General features: G+C 45.6%; 1 protein-coding gene and 5 pseudogenes. 1 reads left to right on the top strand and 5 read right to left on the bottom strand.

The genetic code is table 11. From position 1 onward, the window contains the following. The 4 pseudogenes from ACXAC4_RS19135 to ACXAC4_RS19150 form a co-directional block, all read right to left on the bottom strand. Positions 1–538 (bottom strand): annotated as a pseudogene (locus ACXAC4_RS19135) (hypothetical protein); the annotation flags it as partial. Further along, positions 535–1,216: pseudogene (locus tag ACXAC4_RS19140) on the bottom strand (response regulator transcription factor). The pseudogenes ACXAC4_RS19140 and ACXAC4_RS19135, both read right to left, overlap by 4 nt. 141 nt (positions 1,217–1,357) lie before the next feature. Continuing rightward, positions 1,358–3,079, bottom strand: a pseudogene (gene aceK, locus ACXAC4_RS19145) (bifunctional isocitrate dehydrogenase kinase/phosphatase). 159 nt (positions 3,080–3,238) lie between these two features. Continuing rightward, positions 3,239–3,776: pseudogene (locus ACXAC4_RS19150) on the bottom strand (NUDIX domain-containing protein). A gap of 333 nt (positions 3,777–4,109) precedes the next feature. Between ACXAC4_RS19150 and ACXAC4_RS19155 the strand changes: the two are divergent. Then, positions 4,110–5,029, top strand: a pseudogene (locus ACXAC4_RS19155) (TonB-dependent receptor plug domain-containing protein); the annotation flags it as partial. On the opposite strand, the gene ACXAC4_RS19160 reads toward ACXAC4_RS19155, so the two are convergent. Further along, the gene (locus tag ACXAC4_RS19160) at positions 5,023–5,496 is read right to left on the bottom strand and encodes an efflux RND transporter periplasmic adaptor subunit (protein WP_475164737.1); all 474 of its coding nucleotides are present in this window, start codon (positions 5,494–5,496) and stop codon (positions 5,023–5,025) included. The pseudogene ACXAC4_RS19155 and the gene ACXAC4_RS19160 sit on opposite strands and share 7 nt — an antisense overlap. Between the last annotated feature and the right edge of the window lie 77 nt (positions 5,497–5,573).

Below are 5,573 nucleotides of genomic sequence, written 5' to 3' on the forward strand. Positions count from 1 at the left end.
TTATGGCGAGCATGACTACAAATATCCAGCCGAGCGCTCGGCCTATTTTTTGTGTGCTGTACAAGTCATCTACGTTGCGGGCAATAATGACCTGATAATTACCTAAAATCACGCGGTCCAGCAAGACGCTGCTCGAAGACGAGGACGTCTGTTCCAGACTGTCTGCTGCAATAAATTCCTGAAGTGGTAGCGGTACTACAGTGGGGAGAACTTGCTTGGTCAGTACAGGTGGAGAAATAAAGTTTCCGGCAATAATGTTCTTCTTTGCGTCCATCAGACAAATAAACGTATTGTTGCCCTGTCGTAGAATGCGATTTTGAATGGCAGTACTGACAGCATCTATGCCTTGCTGGCGATATAATTCCTCAACAAAAAAACGCTCTGCAGAGAGCGCCGCTTTTGCCTCGTCTATGAGTTTGTCATCATCAGCGAGAGACCAAAAATAAAAAACAAACAGAATACCTGCCGACGACAGTGTAGTGAAAAGGGCGCCGACCCTAAAGCTGGAGCTTCGGGTAAACGCGCCTATCGCAATCAAATGCCTGTCTCTGAAATGCGATAACCGGTTCCGCGCACGGTTTCAATAAGTGGGATATTAAATGTTTTATCTACTTTTTGCCGCAGGCGACTTAATGTGCACATCGATAAGATTGGTTTGCGGGTCAAAATGATAATTCCAAACCCGTTCAAGCAGCATACTGCGCGTCACGACTTTGCCTCGGTTTCTAAGTAAACATTCAAGCAATTGAAACTCTTTCGCCTGTAAATTAATCTCTGTTTCGCCTCGAGTCACTTTGCGTCGAAGCAAGTCAAGTGTCAGGTCACCCACAGAAAGTTCAGTTTCCTTCGCACCCGGCGAGACACGACCTGTAAGCCCTTCTGCCCGAGCGAGAAGCTCTTCAATGGCAAACGGTTTAGTAAGATAATCATTCGCTCCACTACGCAAGCCTCGAACCTTATCATCAACCTGGCTTTTAGCGCTAAGCAATAATACGGGCAAAGTGGGTTTTACTGTGCGAATTTTTTCTAACACTGAAAACCCATCTAAAGCCGGTAGCATAATATCAAGAATAACTAAATCGAATGCTTCGCCCAGCGCCTGATCTAAACCGTTTTTCCCGTCACTTTCGTGAATACAGTCGTGGCCTGCCGACAGGAGTCCGGTTTGGATATGCTCTGCGACGGTAAAATCGTCTTCAACTATCAATGCTTTCATAAGTCTGGCTCTACCTCGTAGCAGGCTCATTCTCGGCCTTCAGAAACAGTGTAACTTGTACATTATAATACGCATTATTTTAGTGCTTCCGATCACATCACACAGCCAAATCGACGCAAAATCACCATTTATTACAGAACTTTAATTTTCACCGGAACGTGAAAAACGCATCGCTGGGTTGTACGGCGTAAAGTTTTGAATTTCCCCACTGGCAGTGATTGCCTGAACTGAACGCCAGTACTCCGGGCTCATTAAATCGCCGTGTAATTCTTTGAGTATATCCTTAAATTGTTTTTTTCCCAGAATGAAGTGTTCAAATTGTTCCGGAAATACATCGTCTGGTGCCACAGATAACGTGTCAAGGGCATAGGGATCATCAGAGTGAGGAAGCGAACGGAAGTTTCTGTCTTTCATCAGGCATATCTCATCGTAGTCGTAAAAGATGACTCTGCCATGGCGGGTAATACCGAAGTTCTTATGCAACATGTCCCCTGGGAAAATGTTGGCTAAGGCAATTTGCTTTATGCACAGACCTAGCTCATTAATAGCATTTTTTATTTTATCTTCGTTTTGTTCCTGTTGAAGATACAGGTTAAGGGGCGTCATTTTTCGCTCGATATAGAGGTGGTGGATGATCAGGGTTTCTTTAGTAAGGGTCAGGCTTGCTGCACAGCTTTCCTCAAGTTCTGCAAGCAGTGCTGGCGAAATACGGGCCAGGGGAATGTGAAAATTAACGTACTCATGGGTGTCAGCCATGCGACCTACACGGTCGGACAGTTTTACCAAATTGTAGCAAGCTTTAACATGATCTCGGGTAATTTTTTTACTCTCCGCAAACTCGTCTCTTATAATTTTAAAAACCACGCCGTAAGAAGGGAGGTGAAATACCATCATCACCAGCCCTTTAGTGCCAGGAGCGCGTTCAAATTTATCATTGCTGTTATCGAGGTGTTGCAAAAAATTTCGGTAAAATACGGTTTTGCCATGTTTGTGATGGCCCAGTGACATATACAGCTCGAAGTGTTTCTTATTCGGCAGTAACTCCTGCAAGAAAGCCGCAATTTCCGCCGGATGCTGTGTGTCTACCATGAAATAGCTGCGTGCAAAGCCAAAAATCACTGACAAATCCGTGGATCTGTAAGCAGTGCATCAATGTATATTTCCTGCAATTCATTTGTGTGGATGGAGATGACGAAAGGGAGGGTTTCAGTGGGCATGCAAATTCGCCCGATAAGGTAGGCAGACTTACCTCTGAAGAACACCGGTTTTAACATTTCAACACAGTAAACACTTGCAAGCTGTTTGGTACTCAGGCGTTGGCGCAACGCGTTTTCCAGGTTGCTCATGTCACGAGGTTTATTCTCAAACGATCGTTCAAAACGATAAATTTGAAAAATAGACGCGTACATTTTTGCCACTGTGGTCGTGGTGTCGAAACTATTAATTACCTTCTCCCTGTCGCGCCCGGCTAAGAAGCAACGACTGGGAAGTAAAAACATAATGTTGTCATCGAACGTGGTGTGACGAAATACACGTCCAATAATGGAATTGTAAAAGGTCTCTGCCAATTCAAACTGAGGGTGTTGCTCTAGTAGCCGGGTAAGAGGCACCTTTCACCTCATACCAAAATGCGTTTTCCCGTAGATTAATATGACATTGCTGATAGATATCCGTAACGGCCTCAGAGACGCACTTTTCATAGATGTGGATCCGCGATTGAGACGCCGTCTGCGTGGCTTGCCATTCTCCATTCTCAAATCGCGCTTTCGCGCCCCGTGTAATTCGGGTGAACAATCGGTAACTCTTATCGAAATGTGTGAGAATTTGAAATGCGATTTTTCTCGCTAAATCTTTGTCGGTCATGCTGTTACCCGATGAATGTATCAACTTAACCGTAACATAACTGACACTCCCGGACTGTTCATTCGTATGAATGTTCTCTATTACCTGCATCCATAACGCATTTCGTAACCAATTGCCGGGTATTGACTCGCAGGCAGAAAATAACGGAGTAAGTTAGTATTATAAAAAACCTTTTAATCTCGCTAGCCCAAGCGCGTTACAAGTGGTGGCATCCTGAATTTCCCCGCCCTTGATCATGTCGTCTAATTGTTTCAGGCTAATGCGATGACAAGTCAGGCCTTCTTCTTCCGGGTCTAAGTTTTGCTCTGTCAGTGTCAGAACCCTGGCTACCCAAATGTGATAACCCTGATTGCAAAAGCCGTAGGCGAGGTACTGATAACCAATACATTCTAAATGCTTGGCAACGAGTCCGGTTTCCTCTTGCAGTTCTCCAGCGGCGAGGGCCCGGGGGTCGATGTCACTTTCTGTTTCCCACGTTCCTTGCGGAAATTCTAATTGTCGCTTCTCCACAGGGTATCGATACTGCTCCACCATACAAACGTGGTCGTCATGAACGGGAATGACTACAGTGAAATCGGGCTTTTCCATCACACTGTACAAACCTTGTTGTCCACTTTCTCTTCGATGGCGTCCTCCCTGATCCGCATCCATTTATTTTCGAAACAACTTTGCTGCTGAGTGTTTTAATTTCCGACATATTTGCCTCCGTACTTGAGTTGGTGTGGCACTCATAGCTAATTTAGCAAGAAGTTGGGTAATAAAGATACGAATTACCCATGAGTTAACTATTTTAATAGGTCTGCTCATCTGACCAAATGGTCCGAAAAGCTTTATTATAGTTTTAGACTTGTAGACGGCTATCTATCTATGATTTACTTCGTCCGCCAGCAGTATGCGGGCCCTTTCACAATAATAATACATCTAATCAGATTCACCGGCTTTTGCTGTGCCCTGTAACAGACAAAGATGAACCATTATTGGGTTACACCTTGTAACTCTTTCAAAAAGCACTTAGATCGGGAACACAACTATGCATCAGGAAAAAAACTCCAAACCGGCATTTACACTTTCACTAATTGCCGCAGCCCTTATCGGCGCGCCGCTTTCTCTGCTCTCTACCAGCACTCTTGCGCAGGAGAAATTGCAGATGAAGACCTGGAAAAAATTCAGGTAGTGGGCTCGCGCCGCGTCGGAAGGACAGTAAATGACTCTCCGGTACCCATTGATATAATCGATGCTTCTTCAATAGAAGCGACAGGCCTTACTGAAACAAATATGATTTTAAACAGCCTGTTACCCAGTTTTAACTTTCCTCAGCCATCTATCACAGATGGTACTGATCACGTGAGACCAGCGCAATTACGCGGCCTCGCACCCGACCACACACTGGTATTAGTAAATGGCAAGCGCCGCCACACCAGTGCACTGCTGAATCTTAATGGCTCAGTAGGGCGTGGTTCGTCCGCTGTTGATTTGAACGCCATTCCTGCTAATGCCATCAAGCGCATTGAAGTTCTGCGAGACGGCGCAGCCGCGCAATACGGTTCAGATGCGATAGCCGGTGTTATAAATATTGTGCTTAAAGACGCCAGCGAGGGCGGTGATGTGTCTGCAACGTACGGCGCAAACGTCACCACAATGGATGGCGTGCCTGATCTGGAAAATGTGAGTGTTGGTGATGATGGCAATCTGGCCTTTACCACAGGGTCAGATCGCTCTGTTACTGATGGCCAGACAGCAACGCTTCGCGGCAATATAGGCTTCGAGTGGGGAGCAGATGGGTTTGTGAATGTGTCAGCTGAATATCGTGACCGCGGGCAAGCCAACCGGGCCGACTATGACCCAAGAGAAAACTACGCCAGAGACGAAAATGGCGATTTGGATGCTCGTGAGCTTACTGTAAATCGTTATAACCACGTGTACGGCAATGGTGAAGTAGAAGATTACGCAGGTAACGTTTGGCCGCGACGAATACGCTCAGGCAAGGCATCGTTAAAAGTTAAATCGACTTCAAAACGGCCATTGCTTACCTCGGCATACACTTTTGCCAGTGTCAGTGTGTAATCTTGACCTTGGTGGGTGATTTTTGCGGTTTGACCTGCAAATACACGGCCCAAATAAAACTCATCTATTAACGCACTGACCTTGTACTCACCGACAATATCAACTTGACCTAAACGTGAACCACGCGACTTCGATTCACCCAGCTCAGCATTGAATGCGGTTAGCTGGCCGTCAATCGGTGCTTTGATCACTAGGTTTTCAAGGTTTTTACGGGCAAAGCTTAAGTTCTTATTAAGCTGTGCAACACTGTCTTCAAGCTGGGCAATTTGGGCGGTACGGATAAGCTCATCTTGCTCTTGTTGTTCAATTACCAATGTACGACGGTCTTTTAAATATTGTGTGCGGTCAATCACAGCTTTTAATTCGTCTTGCGATACTAAGTTGTTCGCCAGGTGCTGTGTAAGAGGTGAATCTAACCGTCGTTAACCTT

This window comes from Pseudoalteromonas sp. AWM4_233 (assembly GCF_056158285.1).